Raw genomic sequence first — 17,560 nt, 5'->3', positions numbered from 1 at the left:
TCGAATTGGTTCTCTCCAGCGAAATCCCCCAAACTATTTTTCGGATTTTATAACCGTCTCTTTTCAGAAAAGGGACTCAAAACCATCGCCATGAGCCAAACCTATGTCGACCTCGGTCCGGACGGAGAATTAGTGTACTTATATAAGTATGATGAAAATGAGCAAGAACTGAAAAAAGCCAAGCAAGTCCTTTGGGGCGATTGGCTGAAAGTGGATGACAACCACGATTACACCCATGTGGGACCAGGCTGGACCGCTATCATCTGGGCACCAAAGACCAAAAAAGAGATTTACTACATCAAAACCGAGCACACATCGGACAAACGTCCTTTGGAAATTATTTTTTTGGATGTTGGCCAAGGAGACGGTGCGGTGCTCATTACCCCAGAGGATGATGAAAATGAGAAGATCGTTGTGATCGATGCAGGCGAAGGTGGCAACATGGCCGCTTTTCTCAATGGTCGATTCAAAGCGTACCGTGGTTTCGATTTTGAGGCTGCCGTAATCACCCATCCCGACAAAGATCACTATTTAGGTTTCAAGGATATTTTCGCGGACCATGATATCGGCTTCAAAACGGTCTACCAAAGCGGTTTGGTGGAACGCCCTGTTTCAGGAACTTTCGCAAAGTTGGGCGGCACAGTGCAGGACCCGATCACTGGGGACCATTATTTGGAAAATTTGGCCATCGATAAAAGTGATATTGAAGCACATTTTAGTGATAGCTCCACTTTTGGGCAAAAGGTCTACCCTCCGATTATGCATAATGCCCTGAACAATCCAAAGGTTCTTGATTTTAAAATGCTTTCTATTGACCCCAATCACAGTATCCATATAAACGGCCGGGCGTACATGCCCAATTTTCAACCCCTTAATGGACGAGATTACAGCATTGAAGTACTTGGGCCTGTCGTGGAGTATGATACAAATAATAAACCTAGACTTAAACGCATCAGCAGTAATTATGGCGAGACCAAAAATGGACATTCCGTGATTTTACGCTTGCATTATGGCAAATACAAGGTTCTCTTTGGTGGAGACCTCAACGTTCCTGCGGAAAAATACCTGCTGCAACACTATTCCAACATGGATTCCTTTCCAAAACCGAACAATCCGAATCATGCCATAATGCTCAATGAATGTGCCCATTGGTTCAAGTCTGAAATCATGAAGGTCTGTCACCACGGCTCTGATAAAGTAACCGATGAGTTCATGATGGCCGTGAATCCAGCATGCTTTGTGATTTCTTCAGGGGATGAAGAAGGACACGTGCATCCCAGACCCGACCTTTTAGGTCGATTGGGCAAATTTGGCCGAGGGGCCTCCCCTGTCATCCTTTCTACTGAGCTTCAACGGTCCACTCGCGAGTTTGAAGACGAAAAACAGGTTGAGGAATTGAAAGAGAAAGTAGATGAACTCGCTTCGGATGACAACCCATCCCAAGACCTCATAGATGCCATAAAAAACAAGATTTCGCATTTGGGAAGAACCAATGTCGATGTGTACGGTGCCGTGTATTTAAAAACGGATGGAGAACGCTTGATAACGGCTTTCAAATTTGAGGAACAATCAGATAAAAAGAAGTGGTTTTATTACGAATACATCATTGATGATGATGGGGAACTACATCTTTCCTAAGTTTCGAATGCACAATTAGTTGTAGTTTATCGAGTATTGTTAAAATATGTTAATGATATTTTTTTATGTATGATTTTTTTAACATTTTTATAAAACCTTAACTATTAACCCCACTATATGAAAGAAAAGATTTCTACTCGACACCCCAAACTTCATTTATTTTATCTCACTTTTTGCTTTTTACTTCTCACTGCTGTCGGTTTTGCCCAAACAAGTGAGGCTTTGCCTGCGCCTGTCAGTCAGCTGACCGTAAACAGTAACGGAGACATTTATTGTGAAATCCATACAAATGACGCCGCCGCAGCCATGCACCACAGCTTGGGAAAGGCAAAAACAGGACTTACCGTCAATGGATCTCAAAAATCAGCCTCCAATTCAAAGAAAGCAGCTTCCGGGGCCACTATTTTTGTGGACTACTATAATGCCGACCCTAACCTTCCTATCGAAGATTTTATCATTGCGGCAACGGCATTTCAATCCGCTGTGGATACATGGGCCAGTCTTTTATCGTCTGATGTTCCTATCTATGTTGCGGCCGTGTTTCAGCCCCTTGACGAAGGCGTGTTAGGTTCAGCCGGACCTACTAGTATTTATGCGGGCTATCCAGGTCTTGAAAGAGATACGTGGTATGGCAATGCGTTGGCCGATAAATTAGCAGGTGATGATTTAGACCCTACGAGCTATGACATCATCGCCAACTTTAGCACCGTTTTCCCCAACTGGTATTACGGAACGGATGGCAACACCCCCTCAGGGTTTTATGATTTCAAATCTGTTGTACTTCATGAGCTGGGCCATGGATTGGGCTTCTTTGGGTCGTTGTTTGTGGACAATGAAACTGGTGTGGGCGATTACGGCTTTGGAATTCCAAGCCCGGTATTGCCTGCAATCTATGACCGATTGGCACATTCCGCTGATGGCAAATCCATCTTAAAAGAACACAAGTTTGCCAATTTCAGTACAGAATTGGGCGATTTGCTTTTATCCGGGCCGTTGACCTCAAAAGGACCAAGCATCAAAGGAGCCACCCAAGGTAAGGGAGCCCAGATATTCACTATTTTGGATTCTGATATTTTTGGGCCCATCCCGGGATTAACAGACATTTGGTTGCCCGGTTCCAGCTATTCCCATTTGGATTACGTTTCCTATGCAGGAACCGCGAATGGACTCATGGTTGCCTTTTTGTCAACCGGCGTTTCATTTGATAGTCCTGGCCCCATTGTCCTTTCCATTTTTGATGATATGGGCTGGAACGGCAAGGTCAATCGTGAAATCCACGAAAGTCCCAATGCAGGTTCAGATGATGGTGATGACCCTGCTGCCATTGCAGACAATGTATTGGCTCTTTACCCAAATCCATTTTCAAGCAGTGTCAATGTGACGCTATTGGAAGGACGTTCCATTAAAAGCGCGGTGTTGACCGATGCTTCTGGATTCAAATACAAAGTTCCCAAAGGAAAAATAGACGGTGGCCAACAAGCATTGTTGGATTTATCCGGTTTTAGAGGCAAAGCAGGACTCTATTTTCTACAATTGACATACGATGACAACTCCAGTGAAGTCGTAAAACTTTTTAAACAGTAAACAATCACTATTCAACTATCAATGGAAATGCCGGCTTGTCCGGCATTTTTTTGTTGTGAACACACCCCCCAGCCCCTCTCAAGAGGGGAAGTAAAAACACCGCAGAAGCCTTGGCTTCTGCGGTGCATATCTTAGGTTGAAAATTTATCTTTTATGGACAGATCTCTCCCAAACCATTATCAGTAATGTTCCATTTACTACTAAGTACATCGTGGGCATCAACGGCTACACACAAATACTGAAGCCCATCGGCTCCAAGATTTAAACCATTATTTGTTGGGTTTTGCGCTGCCCAACCAATCAAGGTGTCAGAATAGTTTTGGGGAGACATACCTGAGTTATCTAGCATAGAATCCATTATGGTAACATTTCCAATATTCCATGCTGCCAAATTCTGGTCAAAAGCAGTCGCTCCATTGAACATGAAAAACATATTGGTAATTTGAGAGGTGTCCCAGCTGGATAGGTCTTGGTTAAAGTTTTCAGCGGCATAGAAAATAGCATCCATTCTGGTGACACTTGAGGTGTCCCAATTTCCAATATCTTGGTTGAATGCTGCTGCTCCAGAAAACATTGCCGTTATACTGGTTACCGAGGAGGTATTCCAACTCGCACCATTATTTTTTGTGGATATATCTTGGTTAAAAGAGTCGGCATCGGTGAACATATTCTCCATGGTGGTTACTTGCGATGTATTCCAATCTCCAATATATTGATTGAAAGAGCTTGCTCCTGCAAACATACCCATCATATTGACAACTGTGCTAGTATCCCAGTTCCCAATATCTTGATTAAACGACTTGGCTCCCAAAAAAATTAAACTCATATCGATGACATTACTGGTATTCCAATTACCGATGACCCCATCAAAAGATGTGGCTTGTGAAAACATTCCTCCCATATTGGTCACATTTGAAGTGTCCCAATCGCTGATATCTCCATTGAACAAGGTTGCGCCATAAAACATACTGGACAAGTCTTCTACAATGCTTAAATCAGGAGTATCCTCTGCATTGTAAATTTCGAGATTTGCACAATTTTGGAATGCAGCACCAAATGTTTCCCAAGCAATAGTGCCCCATTGTTCAATTCCAATAAGGGCTTGTTGGGAGGGTATCAATTGATCCTCTTCAAATCGATACATTTGAATGGCCGGGAAAGTTCCGTTGATGGCCACCGTATACGTATCCGCTTTTGCGTAGACATGCGATGGATCTTCGGTCAATGCGGATAGGTCTTCCACGGTACCATCACCCCAATCAATGGTAAAGTCATAACTTAACTCACTGTTGGTGCCGATAATCAATTCAAAATCATCGGAGGGAGTGGTCCATGTGGTGACAAAAGAAGTAGGGTCCGCTGCCAAAGTTTCATCCACATCTAGCACTGTAATGGTCACCGTAGCCGTGTTATTGCCAAATCCATCGGACACGGTCACGTCAAAGGTATGCTCCGTACTGGTCTCATAATCAAGGGATGCTCCTGAGCGAAGTTTAATGTCTCCATTAGCAAAAATCATAAACAAAGGGTCATCCGGCATGGAAAAGGAGTAGTCGTCACCGTCATCATCGGTAGCCTTAACGGTGCCAATTACATCAGAGTCCGTGATGTTCTCCTCTATTTCAAAAACCAAGGTTTCTTGGTCAAAAATAGGAGCTTCATTAACAATGCCCACTTCGGTAACATTGATGGTGAAAGCGGCCTCGTCCTGATCAATCTTATCATCCACTTCCACAACAATTGTATGCACTTTGATGGTAGCAAAGTCAAGTGTTTTGCCGGCAATCAAACTTAGTTCTCCTGAACTATTGATTTCAAATAGGTTACCACTGTTCGTTTTAATGCGGAACGTTAGAACGTCTTTGTCCTTATCCGTGGCCGTTACCTTGCCAATTACCGCCGTATCCGATATATCCTCCGCCACAGTGAATGTTTTGATGGTGTTGGTTATCTCTGGGGCATTGTTGGCAGTCGAAGGGCCATCATCCTTACTACAGGAAATCAAAAGCCCCACTACAAAAAGGGCCATCACTAACAATTTTTTTTGTCTCATGATCTTATTTTTTGGTTATAGGGAGGGAAGTAGCAAAAATCTTGAGAAAGTCTTAGCTATGAATTGATGGATACCCTTTATGGATTGACCTAAGAGGTTTTGGGTGAAGGGTTTTGGGTTTGTGGGTTAGGGGTTTTGGAGGTTAGGACTTGCTTATTTCAAATGGTTCACTGCCCATTGATAACTGCATTGACCAAAACCCGAAGTTCCTCCTCCAAAGAATAATCCGGAAAAGGTTTATACGCCTGCCGGTACCAATATCCAGCATTCCACCTATCTCCTTCTTTGCGATGGAGGTACGCATGAATCCAACTGCCCATTGCCGAATGAATATCCTGCGCAATATCGTGGGAAGCCTCCCAATCCCCTTTTGCATCATACCACAGCGCTTGAAGTGCAGATGACCATTCTTGGGATGGTTGGTTTTGGCTTAAAGTGTCTTGAAAGGATTGATAGGTTTTGGGTGTAACGTTCATGGTCTGCCTAAAATATGAAAATTGTTTGTGTTTCGTGAGGTTATGGGTGGTAGGTTTTAGGTTCTTGGGTAAAGGTGATGGGTTTTTGGGATTTGGTAATTGTTTATTGGAAATTGTGAAGGACACACCCCCAACCCCTCTCTAGAGGGGAGTTTAAATTTCTTCTTGAGAAGGAAAGATTTCGGTATGGTGAAATCAAGGTTGTGTTTTACGATTGAAGTTTCTCCATAAATTCTTGTTCCGAAATAATGGGAACCCCCAAACTCTCTGCTTTGGTCTTTTTACTGGGTCCCATATTGTCGCCAGCTACCACAAAAGAGGTTTTTGAAGAAATGGAAGAGGCCACTTTGCCCCCATTGTCCTCAATCAATTTTTTGAGTTCATCTCGACTCACCGTCTCAAAAACTCCGGAAACCACAAAAGTTTGCCCCTTTAATTTGTCGGTCTGATTTTCCAATTGTTCTTCGGAAAGGGAGAATTGCAATCCGTAGGATTTTAATCGCTCAACAAGTTCCAAATTGGTGGGCTCGGAAAAGAATTTGATGACACTATCCGCAATCCGTTCGCCAATTTCATCCACAGCGACCAGCTCTTCATGGGTTGCAGCCATCAATGCATCGATATTTTTATAAGCCTTGGCCAACTTTTTGGCTACGGTCTCCCCTACGTATCTAATCCCCAGTGCAAACAGCACCCGCTCAAAAGGAATGGCTTTGGAGGCGGCTACCCCATTCACCAAGTTTTCTGCGGATTTTTCCGCCATCCGTTCCAAAGGAACAACGTCTTCTTTGGTCAAAGTGTACAGATCCGCGTAGTTGGAAATCAAGCCTTCCTTGAACAGCAATTCCACGGTTTCACTGCCCATCCCCTCAATATCCATGGCTTTTCGAGAAATAAAATGCTGGATGCGACCTGTTATCTGAGTAGGGCATCCGGTATCATTGGGGCAAAAGTGTTGTGCCTCGCCTTCTTTACGAATCAATTCTGTACCACATTCAGGGCAATGGGTGATATATTCCGTAGGCGCTGAATCCATAGCGCGTTTAGTGAAATCTACTCCCGTAATTTTTGGGATGATTTCACCTCCTTTTTCCACAAAAACAGTATCGCCTTCCCGCACATCCAACTTGGCAATCTGGTCGGCATTGTGCAAAGAAGCGCGCTTTACCGTGGTTCCCGCCAGCAATACGGGTTCCAAGTTGGCCACTGGAGTTATGGCCCCGGTTCGTCCCACTTGATAGGTAATTTCATTCAAAATGGTGGTGGCCGATTCAGCCTTAAATTTATAGGCCATGGCCCATCGCGGCGATTTTGCGGTATACCCTAACTCTTCCTGGTGCTGGATGCTATTCACTTTCACCACAACCCCATCCGTTTCATAAGGCAACGTATGTCGATGGACATCCCAATAGTCCGCAAACTGCATCACCTCCTCCGTAGATTTACACAATTTCGCTACCGTTGGCACCTTAAATCCCCAAGAACGGGCCTTTTCCAAGACCTCAAATTGGGAGGAAATACCCAAATTGGTTCCTGCAATACTATACAACAAACATTCGAGTGGGCGTTGGGCCACCAAGGCGCTATCCTGCAATTTTAAACTTCCCGAAGCCGTATTTCTGGGATTCATGTAGGGGTCTTCCCCAGCTTCAATACGTTCTTGGTTCATTTTGGCAAAACCCTCCAAGGTGAGAATGATTTCTCCCCGAATATCGAATTTTGACGGGTAATCTCCTTTCAACTGAAGGGGAACCGACTTTATCGTTTTGATGTTATTGGTCACATCGTCCCCCTGAAAGCCATCGCCACGGGTAACCGCCCTAACCAATTGTCCGTTTTCATAGGTGAGACTGATGGACGCGCCATCATACTTCAACTCGCAGGTAAATTCCACAGGAACATCACCCAAAATACGTTGAATGCGTTTTTCCCAATCCTCTAAATCTTCTTTGGAATAGGAGTTTTCCAAAGAGTACATGCGGTGTTCATGCGCAACGGTTTCAAAATTTTTGGTGACCATTCCACCCACACGTAGGGTTGGCGAAGCAGGATCGTAAAATTCGGGATACTCCGCTTCCAATTTTTGAAGCTCTTTCAACTTCATATCAAACTCAAAATCCGTTATGGAAGGCTGGTCAAGCACATAATATTTGTAGTTGTGTTCGCGGAGTTCATCCCGAAGGGATGTTATTTTTTGTTCGATGTTCATATGTTTTATTTTTCAAGATGAAAAACACCCCTAAAGTCCCCTCTAGGGGACAATTGTTTTAAGCATTCGGTCGTTGCCAAAAAGGTCTTTTCGCAGTTCAATTTCCGAAAAATTATGGGCTTTCAAAAGGGCTTTGGTCTCCTCGCCCAGATATTGATTGATTTCCAAATACAAGGTGCCATTTTTCTTTAGGTTGCGCTTTGAAAATTCAGCAATGGCCCTGTAAAATAGCAAAGGGTCTTCATCGGGAACAAAAAGTGCCGTTTCAGGTTCGTACTCCTTTACATTTTTTTTGATTTCGGACTTCTCCAACTCCCTGACATAGGGTGGATTGGAAACGATTAGATCAAAATCAAGTTCAAGAGCAAGCTCAAGTTCAAGGATATCCTGATGGAGAAACGTGATATCAACTTGATTGTTTTTGGCATTCTCTTGGGCCACTACCAAGGCTTCTTCGGAAACATCCAACGCATAAACTTTTGCCTGTGGAATATGTTTGGCTAAGGCTATGGCAATGCAACCGCTTCCGGTACCGATATCCAAAAGGGTAAAGGGTTTTGGGTGATGGGTGATGGGTATCGGGTGAAGGGTCTCGGTCAAAGGGTCATTGAGCGGAGTCGAAATGACGCTTCGGGTGTGCTCAGCGTCCAAATCATCCAAAATCCATTGCACCAATTCCTCCGTTTCGGGTCTTGGAATCAAAACGCTTTCATTGACCTTGAGTTCCAAATCCATAAAATGGGCTTCGCCTAAAATGTATTGCAACGGACGTTCTTGTTTTAATTGGGAAAGCACTTCAAACATGGGTTGTTCCTCCTCCTTGGTCAGTGTGAGTTCGGGTCGCACTGCCAAAACAAAGCGTTCCAACTTTAAGTAATGCTCTACACATCGGTAAAAAAAAGCATCGACCTCTTCAATAGGAAATAAGGCATCCAACTCTTTATGGAATATGTGCTTGATTTCCCGCAGTAACATTATAATTTTTTAAGCATCCAAACCGGACAAGAGTAGTGTCCTGTATTGCCCATAGGGGCATCGATATAGTCAAAACCGTTTCGTTGATAGAGTTTTTGGGCAGCTTTCATATAAGGCATGGTCTCCAAATAGCAGGCTTCAAAACCGTATTCTTTGGCTTTTTCCAAACATACAGCAATCATTTGTGAACCGATTCCTTTGCCCCTCGCCTCTTCCAAAAAATACATTTTTTGAAGTTCACAGACATTGCCTTCGTAGTTCTGTAATTGGGCGATTCCCGCGCAACCAATGATTCGCCCTTGATGCTCCACCACAAAATAGGTGGCTTTGGGTACATCATAGGCCGAGTACATATCATCCAGAGCTTTATCGGCATAGGCTGTCCCCACTTTGGCTATGCCCATGTCCTCAAAAACCTTCCGGATTACTTGCGCCACTTGCGCATTATCTTCAGGTGTGATTTCGCGAATCACCGTATCTTCCATGTTGCGTTAATTGTTCTATTTTTGCGGGGTGAATATACACCAAAAATACATCCTTAGAAGTATCGAATTGGGCAAAAAAGGATTGGGCACCACTGCTCCCAATCCCATGGTGGGCTGCGTGATTGTTCACCATGAAAAAATCATCGGTGAAGGATTTACCAGTCCGTATGGCGGTCCACATGCCGAAGTGAATGCCATCAATTCTGTAGAAAATAAAAGTTTATTGCCCGAGGCTACGCTGTATGTCACTTTGGAACCATGTTCCCATTATGGAAAAACACCCCCTTGTGCCGATTTGATCATCAAACATAACATCCCCGCAGTGGTGATTGGCATCAAAGACCCGCATGACAAAGTAGCCGGAAAGGGTATTGAAAAGCTGGAAGCAGCAGGATGCAAAGTAACCGTAAGAGTTCTTGAGGATGAATGTCGGGCGCATTTGAAACGATTTTTGACGTTTCAGGAGCAAAAACGCCCTTATATCATATTAAAATGGGCCGAGACCGCAGATGGTTTTATCGCACCGGACCCAAATCTTAGAAAATCCAACCCAGAACCTTTTTGGATTACCAACCCCTACTCCAAACAACTGGTACACCAGTGGCGGAGTCAGGAACAGGCCATTTTGGTGGGCACCAACACCGTTTTGGAGGACAATCCAAAGTTGAACACCCGCGATTGGGTTGGGAAAAATCCGATTCGTGTGGTTTTGGACAGAGATTTAAAAATTGGTTCGAGTTTCCATGTGATGGACGGATCGGTTAAAACTTTGGTATTGACCCAAATTGAAGATAAATCTAAATATTTGAATGGGATTGATTACGAAGTAATCGATTTTTCCAAACCTGTGGCCAAGCAAATATGTGAGGTGCTGTACAAACATTCCATAACCAGCCTGTTGGTTGAGGGAGGTTCAAAAACCCTTCAAACTTTTATAGATGAAGGTTTGTGGGACGAAGCCCGAATCTTTGAGGCTGAAAAATTCTTTGAAAATGGCATTCAAGCCCCCCGTTTTATTGGAAAATTACTGAGCGAAGAATCCATTTTGTCAGACACTTTAATCACTTACGCTCATGGTTAAGAATATTATTCTGGATTTTGGCGATGTGCTTATCAATTTGGACAAGTCGGCCACGGCACGGGAAATGTTGAAGTTTGGGTTTGCCGGAATCACTCCAGAGTTGGACACCTTGTTTAAAGAATACGAAAAAGGATTGGTAGATACTGGAGACTTTCTAAATCAGGTCGCGCATCAATTCCCAAAAGCAAGTATGGAAGAATTATTGGGTGCGTGGAATGCCATTCTTTTGGATTTTCCTGAAGAACGCCTGACCTTTCTAGAAAATCTAGCTGAACAAAATCAATACCGACTCTTTTTGTTGAGCAATACCAACGACCTACATATTGAATTTGTAAAAAAGGAAATGGGGATGTCGCGGTTCAATCGGTTTAAAAATGCGTTTGAGGTGTTTTACCTTTCTTATGAAATGGGGATGCGAAAGCCAGATGCAGAGATTTTCGAATTTGTACTGGAACAAAATCAATTAACTGCCCACGAAACGCTGTTCGTGGACGATGTAAAAGAGAATACCGATGCCGCCGCTAGTCTGGGCATCCGTGTTTGGAACCTCCAAGTAGGGCAAGAAGATGTCACCCAACTAAATCTCTTTCTATAAATGATAGCCTTGGCCCTCAGTATTCTCAGTTCTACCCTCATTTTTGTGGTATTTAAGCTGTATGATACCTATAGAGTACAAACGCTCTATGCCATTGTGGTCAATTATATGGTGGCCTGTATCACTGGTTTTTTTCTGTACGAAGGCACTGTGGATATTGGACAACTGTTCAATGCCTCTTGGTTTTGGGGACCAATTTTAATGGGAATGTTGTTCATCACTATCTTCAACCTTATGGCCAAAACGGCACAGGTGGCCGGAGTATCCGTGGCCTCAGTCGCTACCAAAATGTCGCTGGTCATCCCAGTGATTGTTGGGATTTGGTTGTTTGATGAAAGGTTAACCTTCATTCAAATCATAGGCATTGTATTGGCTTTGGTAGCAGTGTATTTGGCTTCATTGAAACAAAAGCATTTGGTCATCAATCGACAAACCCTCTTGCTTCCTTTTTTGGTTTTTCTGGGTTCTGGAATTATTGATACCAGCATCAAATATTTTGAGGAACTACACCTGACCGATGCAGAGGTTCCCCTATTTTCGTCCATGGTCTTCGGCTGTGCGGCATTAACAGGTATCCTATTTATAGGTATTCGAACCAAAAGCACCCCGTTGAAAGTCAATTTTAAAAATATCTTGGGCGGAATTGCCCTTGGTGTCCCCAATTATTTTTCCATTTATTTTTTGATTCGGGCGCTGCGCACCGATATGCTCAGCAGTGCGGCCATATTCACTTTAAACAATGTGGCCATCGTCATGCTTTCCACTTTGGTTGGGATTGTATTGTTTAAGGAGCGTCTGAGCCTAAAAAATTGGAGCGGCGTTGCCTTGGCCGTTGTGAGCATTGTTTTGGTGGCTCTTTTCTAAAACCAATTGGCAATGACCAATTAACAATGAACAAATTCCAGAAAACAAGTTCAAGCTCAAGAGCCTAGGTTGAATAAACGAATCAACAAATCCCAAATCCCAAATTCCAAATTCCAACTATCCAACTATCCAACCATCTGGTAAGCCAACCCTCCAACTTCCGACCTCCAACTTCTGACTTCTAACTTAAGATCCATCAATCCAAAACCATCATCCATCAATTCACCCCTATAAAAGGCAAAGACAATTGGGAAATTGCCCTATTAAACTTTTAAACCAATATGATGAATCCAAAAAAATTGCTTTATCTGGTTATTATGGTGTTGACCCTACTCTCTTGCAGTAAAGATGATAGTCCCTCAAAACCAACACCTACACCTACACCTACACCAGAGAACACCGCACCGGTGATTACCAATACCACAAAAACATTCACGGTAGCGGAAAACATCAACGATACCTTTGTGATCGGCACGATGACCGCTACCGATGCGGATGATGATACCCTTACCTTCAGCATCACCACAAACAGCGACAATCTTTTCGAGATTTCAGCTACAGGCGCCCTAAGCCTCGCCGCTGGAAAGACATTGAATGCCACCACTAAGTCCAGCCATGCATTGAGCATAGGGGTCAATGACGGTACAGTGACAACCAAGGCCAATTTCACCGTTAACGTTACCCAAGTGGTGGCCACCAATGAGCCCCCTGTTATCCAGGCCCAAAGTTTTGAGGTGGCCGAGAACATAGCCGATACCGAAATCTTTGCGACCGTGGTCGCCACCGATGCGGATAACGACCAAGCAGATTTGACCTTTACCATGGTGGAGGACGCCTCTGGGCATTTTGACATCACTCCAAATGGTGGACTGAAACTGGGAGACGGGGAGAGTCTTGACTTTGCCACCCCAGAGCATACTTTTACTGTAAGTGTTAGTGACGGCAACACCGCCGCACAAGCCACCATAACTATAACTGTTACAGAGGTAGTCGTGGTCGTAATCAATGAAGCACCTTCAATTGAAGCACAACTTTTTGAGGTGCCGGAAGATATTTCCGATTCTGATATAATCGGCACTGTACTGGCTGCCGACCCAGATGAAGGCGACACCCTTTCTTTTTCAATAGCGGCCAACGACAACGGCCTTTTTGAAATCACGGAAGAAGGCGAACTGAGTTTGGCAGGTGGCCAGAGTTTAGACTTTGAAACCACAGATGAGCATACCATTACCATTGAAGTGACCGATGATAACAACGACCCAGTTTCCACTGAAATTACAATAACCGTGACCAACGTTATTGAAAACTTGTTTGAAGATCCCGAATCCTTTATTACCATTTGGCAAACGAGTTCCCAAAGCGAATCCATCTCCATAGGTGTAAATGCAGGTCTTAATCTTCCATTTAACTATACCGTGGATTGGGGTGATGGCACAGTGGAAAACATTGCTCATAGTAATACCATATCGCATGTTTATGCTGGTCCTGGCGCCCATCAGGTGGCTATTAAGGGAAGTAGTTTTCCTGCTCTTCGGATGTACAACGTGACCCAAGCGAATCGTAATAAATTAACAAGAATAGCACAATGGGGGAATAATCTATGGAAGTCAATGTTTGAGGCATTTTATTACTGTCAAAACTTGACATCAATCGCTACGGACACTCCTAATCTATCAGCAGTCAATAGCACAAAATCCATGTTTGAAGGTGCCGTATTTTTTAATTCTGACATCAATGATTGGAATGTGAGCAATGTAACCAATATGTCTCTTATGTTCTACAGAGCTGTTAGATTTAATCAAGACTTGAACGATTGGAATGTGAGCAACGTTACCAATATGTCATATATGTTCGCGTCAGACGTTAATAGCCCAACTGCTTTCAATGGTGATATCAGTAGTTGGATTGTTGATAATGTAACCGATATGCAGTATATGTTTGCTTATAATACTTCCTTTAATCGAAATTTAAGCCAATGGAACGTAAGCAATGTTGATACCATGAATGCAATGTTCAATTCGGCTTCTGCGTTCAATAATGCAAGTATAGGAACTTGGGAATTCAACAGCATGGGAGTAACAACAGCCAACATGTTGAATCTATCTGGGCTCTCGCCTGCTATTTATAGCTCCATTTTAATAGGTTGGGCTTCAAACACTCAACCTTCCGGACTTGCTATTGGTGCTCTTGGTCTTAACTATTGTGATAATCAACAAACTGTTGCTGCACGAATGCATCTCACTACCACCAAAAGTTGGTCAATAACTGATTATGGCGCTGTGCCATGCGGCTTATAGAATGATTTAACGGTATAACATAAACCTAATTTTAGCACCGGGAGGGAATTTTTCTTCTCGGTGTTTTTTTTACTCAGAAGCCAGATTTCTGATATCAGATATCAGACTTCTAAAATTTGATAGCCAAAAATCAAAGACTAAATTCCAAGAGCCCAACAATCCCAAGAATCCAATCATCCAAAAATCCAACCTTCCAACTTCGGTCCTCCAATCTCTGACATCAGACATCTGACTGCTGTCCTCTGACTTCTGACTTCTGACTTAAGATCCATCAATCCAAAACCATCATCCATCAATTCACCCCTATAAAAGGCAAAGACAATTGGGAAATTGCCCTATTAAACTTTTAACCCAATACCATGAATCAAAAAAAATTGCTTTATCTGGTCATTTTTGTGCTGACCGTATTTTCCTGTGGTAAAGACGATGGTCCTTCCGCTCCTGACAACACCGCCCCGGTGATAACGAACACCACAAAAACATTCACCGTTGCGGAGAACATCAGCGATACCTTTGTGATCGGCTCGGTGACTGCCACCGACGTAGATACGGATGACACCCTTACCTTTAGCATTGCCACCAACAGCGATAACCTGTTCGAGATTTCAGCTACAGGTGCCCTAAGTCTCACCGCTGGAAAGACATTGAATGCTACCACCAAGTCCAGCCATGCGCTAAGCATTGGTGTAAATGATGGTACTGTAACGACCAAGGCCAATTTCACGATTAATGTCACCCAAGCGGTGGCCACCAATGAGACCCCGGTGATCCAGGCCCAAAGCTTTGAAGTGGCCGAGAACATCGCCGATACCGAAATCTTTGCCACCGTGGTCGCCGCAGATGCGGATAACGACCAAGCGGATCTGACCTTTTCCATGGTTCAGGACAACTCTGGGCATTTTGACATCACACCAACTGGTGGACTGAAACTGGGCGACGGGGAGAGTCTTGACTTTGCCACCCCAGAGCATACCATAACCGTTAGTGTGAGCGATGGCAACACTGCTGCCCAAGCGGAGATTACCATTACAGTGACCGAGGCCAACGGAGCGCCAATCATTGTAGCACAGTCCTTTGAGGCCGCAGAGACCATTGCGGATGATGTGGTGATCGGTACCGTTTTAGCGACGGACCCCGAACAAGATGCACTTACTTTTGCCATAACAACAAATGACAATGACCTGTTCGAGATCACTGCGGATGGTAAACTAAGCTTGGCTGACGGCAAGAGTTTGGATGAAGAGACCGATGATCTCCATGAAATCACCGTAAGTGTGGACGACAATAATGGCAATCTGGTGGAGGCCAACATCACCATTACTGTACTGGACCGCTTTGAGGACAAGGCGACCGACCCCGAATGGTTTGTGACCACATGGGAAACAGCTAATGATGCTCTACAAGTGGCCATTGAAGTGAATCCCGAAACATATACCTATGACTTTATCGTGGACTGGGGCGATGGCACCGTGGAAGAGACCCCAGAGTTTATTGACAGTGACGGCATTTATTTTGAACACACCTACGGAACCGCAAGCGATTTTACCATGGCTATAAAAGGGGAATTTCCATACTTCGATATATACTACCCTGGTATGTTTCAAAGTTTGGAGCAATGGGGGGACATTCAATGGAAATCTTTTGAAAGTACATTTAACAATACATTTTTCCTATACAACGCTACGGATGTCCCAAATCTTTCACAGACCACAAGTATGGTCGACATGTTCAGATTTTCCAATTTTAACGGCGACGTCAGTGGTTGGGAGACCGGGAATGTAACATATATGACTTCAATGTTCAAGGACAATATTGCTTTTGAGGGAAATGGAATCAGTGCATGGGATGTCAGCAAAGTTACAGATATGAGTTTCATGTTTAGCGGTACCACCTTGTTTAACCAGAACCTTAATTCTTGGGATGTAAGTAATGTGACCAACATGCAGGCCATGTTCAATGACGCCACTGCCTTTAATGGATTTCTCAATGGTTGGGGATTAAAAACGGGAAATGTAACCAATATGGATTCTATGTTTAATGGCGCTAGTTCGTTCAACCGTGGCATCAGTGGATGGGATGTAAGTTCCGTAACCACAATGCGATACATGTTCATCGACGCTATCTCGTTCAATCAAAGTTTAGGAGCATGGGACGTGAGTGCGGTAGAAGATATGCGAGGGATGTTCTCTGGTGCTTCAGCTTTTAACCAAAATTTGGGCGCCTGGAACATTAGCAGTGTTACGAATATGAGCAATATGCTCAACAATTCTGGGCTTTCAAGAACCAATTATGATAACACCTTAATAGGTTGGTCTGGCCCCAATGCACCTGCAAACATTGCATTAGGAGCAACAGGACTAACTTTTTGTAACGCTTTAAATGAGAGATCGTATCTTACCGGCATCAACAAAGGATGGACTATCACTGGGGATGCCTATAATTGTAATTAAGTGCATGCGGGTGGTTAAGCCCATGCAAAAACTATAGAGATTGGGTTTTTCATAATTAGCACCGGGAGGGAATTTTTCTTCTCGGTGTTTTTTTACTCAGAAGTCAGATTTCTGAAATCAGATGTCTGGTAATTGAAATCTGGGCGGTAATCAATAGTTTTGTGGCAATGCAAAAAAATGACGTTTACAAAACCATTACCCAACCTTCGGAAGAAATCCTCTACAAAGACCGGAAAAGTAAATTCTTTGCCCAAGCCTTTCCCATAGCATCCGAAGATGACGTAAAACCCTTCATTGAGGAACTTCGGAAAAAACACCACACCGCCAATCATGTGTGCTATGCCTGGCAATTGGGAGCCCAAGCGCGTTCCTACCGCGCCAATGATGATGGCGAGCCCAACAATTCAGCAGGAATGCCCATTTATGGGCAGCTTCAATCTTTTGATGTGACCAATATTTTGGTAACCGTCACCCGAATCTTTGGAGGCACCAAACTAGGGGTCGGTGGGTTGATTCAGGCCTACCGGACCGCCGCTCAGATGGCGCTAGAAAATGCCAATATTATGGAACGTGTGGTGGAATCACAATTCAAACTCAACTTTGGTTATCCTGAAATGGACAAGGTGATGCGTGCCATCAAACAAAAAAATCTGAACATTGTTTCCCAAAAAATGGAAATGGATTGTGAGTTGGTCATTTCAGTGCGGCTCAGTGAAGCTGAAGATATTCAACAACTGTTTGGGGAGATGCAGGAGGTGAATATTTGGGTTAAGGGTTAAGGGTTATGGGAAAGATCAACAAATTTCAAATCAACAAATTCCAAATCAACAAATTCCAAACATCCAGCAATCCA

At 43.7% G+C, this 17,560-nt stretch carries 13 protein-coding genes; 8 read left to right on the top strand and 5 right to left on the bottom strand.

Going from position 1 to position 17,560, the window contains the following annotated elements:
- Positions 1 to 90 precede the first annotated feature (90 nt).
- Entirely contained in the window at positions 91 to 1,638 is a 1,548-nt protein-coding gene (locus ACFSJE_RS01220) for a ComEC/Rec2 family competence protein (RefSeq protein WP_379829152.1), read from the top strand.
- Positions 1,639 to 1,755: 117 nt separating this feature from the next.
- Positions 1,756 to 3,222: a T9SS type A sorting domain-containing protein gene (locus ACFSJE_RS01215; RefSeq protein WP_379829151.1), complete on the top strand. Its 1,467-nt coding sequence runs from the start codon at positions 1,756 to 1,758 to the stop codon at positions 3,220 to 3,222.
- A gap of 151 nt (positions 3,223 to 3,373) precedes the next feature.
- On the opposite strand, the gene ACFSJE_RS01210 is transcribed toward ACFSJE_RS01215, so the two are convergent.
- The 5 genes from ACFSJE_RS01210 to ACFSJE_RS01190 form a co-directional block, all read right to left on the bottom strand.
- A complete protein-coding gene (locus ACFSJE_RS01210) occupies positions 3,374 to 5,275 on the bottom strand; it encodes a BspA family leucine-rich repeat surface protein (RefSeq protein ID WP_379829150.1) in 1,902 nt (633 codons plus the stop codon).
- Positions 5,276 to 5,442: 167 nt separating this feature from the next.
- A complete protein-coding gene (locus ACFSJE_RS01205; RefSeq protein WP_379829149.1) occupies positions 5,443 to 5,751 on the bottom strand; it encodes a hypothetical protein in 309 nt (102 codons plus the stop codon).
- A 208-nt stretch (positions 5,752 to 5,959) separates the two neighbouring features.
- Complete coding sequence (gene ligA, locus ACFSJE_RS01200; protein WP_379829148.1) at positions 5,960 to 7,960, bottom strand: NAD-dependent DNA ligase LigA; 2,001 nt, start codon at positions 7,958 to 7,960, stop codon at positions 5,960 to 5,962.
- 42 nt (positions 7,961 to 8,002) lie between these two features.
- Positions 8,003 to 8,935: a peptide chain release factor N(5)-glutamine methyltransferase gene (gene prmC, locus ACFSJE_RS01195; protein WP_379829147.1), complete on the bottom strand. Its 933-nt coding sequence runs from the start codon at positions 8,933 to 8,935 to the stop codon at positions 8,003 to 8,005.
- Positions 8,935 to 9,420 (bottom strand): GNAT family N-acetyltransferase, encoded by a 486-nt coding sequence (locus ACFSJE_RS01190; protein WP_379829146.1) that lies wholly within the window; start codon positions 9,418 to 9,420, stop codon positions 8,935 to 8,937. Before ACFSJE_RS01190 ends, prmC begins: the two co-directional genes overlap by 1 nt.
- 28 nt (positions 9,421 to 9,448) lie before the next feature.
- Between ACFSJE_RS01190 and ribD the strand changes: the two genes are divergently transcribed.
- From ribD to ACFSJE_RS01160, 6 genes are all read left to right on the top strand, one after another.
- Positions 9,449 to 10,501: a bifunctional diaminohydroxyphosphoribosylaminopyrimidine deaminase/5-amino-6-(5-phosphoribosylamino)uracil reductase RibD gene (gene ribD, locus ACFSJE_RS01185; RefSeq protein ID WP_379829145.1), complete on the top strand. Its 1,053-nt coding sequence runs from the start codon at positions 9,449 to 9,451 to the stop codon at positions 10,499 to 10,501.
- Positions 10,494 to 11,096 (top strand): HAD family hydrolase, encoded by a 603-nt coding sequence (locus ACFSJE_RS01180; RefSeq protein ID WP_379829144.1) that lies wholly within the window; start codon positions 10,494 to 10,496, stop codon positions 11,094 to 11,096. The genes ribD and ACFSJE_RS01180 overlap by 8 nt, the downstream gene beginning before the upstream one ends.
- Positions 11,097 to 11,960, top strand: a complete 864-nt coding sequence (locus ACFSJE_RS01175) for an EamA/RhaT family transporter (protein ID WP_379829143.1) — start codon at positions 11,097 to 11,099, stop codon at positions 11,958 to 11,960.
- 284 nt (positions 11,961 to 12,244) lie between these two features.
- On the top strand, positions 12,245 to 14,257 hold the full coding sequence (locus ACFSJE_RS01170) for a BspA family leucine-rich repeat surface protein (RefSeq protein ID WP_379829142.1): 2,013 nt from the start codon (positions 12,245 to 12,247) through the stop codon (positions 14,255 to 14,257).
- 359 nt (positions 14,258 to 14,616) lie between these two features.
- A complete protein-coding gene (locus ACFSJE_RS01165; protein WP_379829141.1) occupies positions 14,617 to 16,707 on the top strand; it encodes a BspA family leucine-rich repeat surface protein in 2,091 nt (696 codons plus the stop codon).
- A 167-nt stretch (positions 16,708 to 16,874) separates the two neighbouring features.
- Complete coding sequence (locus ACFSJE_RS01160; protein ID WP_379829140.1) at positions 16,875 to 17,486, top strand: IMPACT family protein; 612 nt, start codon at positions 16,875 to 16,877, stop codon at positions 17,484 to 17,486.
- Positions 17,487 to 17,560: the final 74 nt, after the last annotated feature.

Origin of the sequence: Flagellimonas iocasae, assembly GCF_042682725.1 — a bacterium.
Lineage (GTDB): Bacteria > Bacteroidota > Bacteroidia > Flavobacteriales > Flavobacteriaceae > Flagellimonas > Flagellimonas iocasae.
Note: the sequence above shows the minus strand (reverse complement) of the source record. Positions and strands in the feature narration are given on the sequence as shown.

Excerpts from the sequence above, each read along its gene's own strand:
- ACFSJE_RS01175 (WP_379829143.1), top strand. The coding sequence starts at position 11,097 with ATGATAGCCTTGGCCCTCAGTATTCTCAGTTCTACCCTCATTTTTGTG.
- ACFSJE_RS01165 (WP_379829141.1), top strand. The coding sequence starts at position 14,617 with ATGAATCAAAAAAAATTGCTTTATCTGGTCATTTTTGTGCTGACCGTA.
- ACFSJE_RS01190 (WP_379829146.1), bottom strand. The coding sequence starts at position 9,420 with ATGGAAGATACGGTGATTCGCGAAATCACACCTGAAGATAATGCGCAA.
- ACFSJE_RS01180 (WP_379829144.1), top strand. The coding sequence starts at position 10,494 with ATGGTTAAGAATATTATTCTGGATTTTGGCGATGTGCTTATCAATTTG.
- prmC (WP_379829147.1), bottom strand. The coding sequence starts at position 8,935 with ATGTTACTGCGGGAAATCAAGCACATATTCCATAAAGAGTTGGATGCC.
- ACFSJE_RS01205 (WP_379829149.1), bottom strand. The coding sequence starts at position 5,751 with ATGAACGTTACACCCAAAACCTATCAATCCTTTCAAGACACTTTAAGC.
- ACFSJE_RS01215 (WP_379829151.1), top strand. The coding sequence starts at position 1,756 with ATGAAAGAAAAGATTTCTACTCGACACCCCAAACTTCATTTATTTTAT.
- ligA (WP_379829148.1), bottom strand. The coding sequence starts at position 7,960 with ATGAACATCGAACAAAAAATAACATCCCTTCGGGATGAACTCCGCGAA.
- ACFSJE_RS01160 (WP_379829140.1), top strand. The coding sequence starts at position 16,875 with ATGCAAAAAAATGACGTTTACAAAACCATTACCCAACCTTCGGAAGAA.
- ACFSJE_RS01210 (WP_379829150.1), bottom strand. The coding sequence starts at position 5,275 with ATGAGACAAAAAAAATTGTTAGTGATGGCCCTTTTTGTAGTGGGGCTT.
- ACFSJE_RS01220 (WP_379829152.1), top strand. The coding sequence starts at position 91 with ATGAGCCAAACCTATGTCGACCTCGGTCCGGACGGAGAATTAGTGTAC.
- ACFSJE_RS01170 (WP_379829142.1), top strand. The coding sequence starts at position 12,245 with ATGAATCCAAAAAAATTGCTTTATCTGGTTATTATGGTGTTGACCCTA.